1 protein-coding gene is annotated in these 1,137 nt (G+C 68.2%); it reads right to left on the bottom strand.

Annotation, left to right across the window (positions count from 1 at the left end; translation table 11 throughout):
* Positions 1–117: 117 nt before the first annotated feature.
* On the bottom strand, positions 118–1,137 hold a 1,020-nt coding region (locus CFB82_RS41580; RefSeq protein ID WP_089487969.1), incomplete at its 5' end, for a hypothetical protein.

Consider the following 1,137-nt stretch of genomic DNA (forward strand, 5'->3'; position numbering starts at 1 on the left):
GGCGTGGTTCAGAAACCGCCGATTTTGGGTAACACGGACGAGCGGATACCCGCCGTGTATGAGGACGGCGTTGAAGGAAGCAGTGCGAATCAGATCGAGGGATCCGACCTTTGACGATCAGCCCCGATGGGGTTGCAGATCCCCGAGTCCGAGCAGGGTGAGCCAGTGCAGGTGGGGCTGACCGGTCATCAGCTCGCGCGGGCTTTTGCCCTGGCGCTCAGGCCGGCGGCTGCGCCTGAAGGGCCGATGGTTGAGGAAGAAGCGCAGCAGCTCGAGGTATGGCGGGCCCAGATGGCGGCGCAGCGTGAAGTAGTTGCGCAGTCGCGAGTTCAGGTTCTCCACGAGCGAACTGCTACGCGGCGTGTGCCTCATCGCGTCTGACACGGCGGCGAAGACCACATGGAACACCTTGCCCAGCACGGCACGCAGGCGCCCCCATCCCTGCCAGTAGGCGGGTGAGGTGGAGTGCTTGCGATGCAACAGGCATGCGGCGCGCACGGCCTCGTCGGACACGCCGCTAGCTTGGGCGATCGCCGCGAGTTTGCCGTCAAGTACGCCAGCGAACGCGAGCAGATCATCGCGCTGGTTCTGCAGCGCCACGCGCAGCGGGCGGATGCGGCGCAAATCGAGCCGCTCGCGCTCACGCAACTGCTCGACGACGAAGTCGAACAGCGCCTCGCGCTCGGCCAGCGGTGGCCCGGCCAGCGCCAGGATGTCGTGACCGAGCCATTGGGTGAGCGTGCGGATGTCGCGCGCCAGGGCCTGCGTCCGCGCTTCAGCCTCGCGCGCCCGGCGCAACCTCTGGCCGTCGTGCCGGGCGCGGCCACGGCGGCCCGGCCGGCTCAACTGCGCCTGGAGCTTCAGGCGTTGCGAGCGTGCCCCCACGGCCAGCCGCTTCAGTGTGTTGGCGAGCGTCTCACACTGGCGCTGGATGTGGAACACATCGCCATGGCAGGGCGTCTCGCCCCAAGCGACCCGCTGTCCGGCGCGCAGCCCCTGGGCCGCATCGGCAATCGTGTATGCGGGTGCGAGACCCTGCTGCGCGGCCTCGAGCAGGTGTACGCCCCAGGTGTCGCCATCACGATGGTCCTCGGCGGCCAGCAGGTAACAGTAGGTCGAATCTGCATCGACGCCGGC

The sequence above is a fragment of the Burkholderia sp. HI2714 genome, assembly GCF_002223085.1.
GTDB classification, from domain to species: domain Bacteria; phylum Pseudomonadota; class Gammaproteobacteria; order Burkholderiales; family Burkholderiaceae; genus Burkholderia; species Burkholderia lata_D.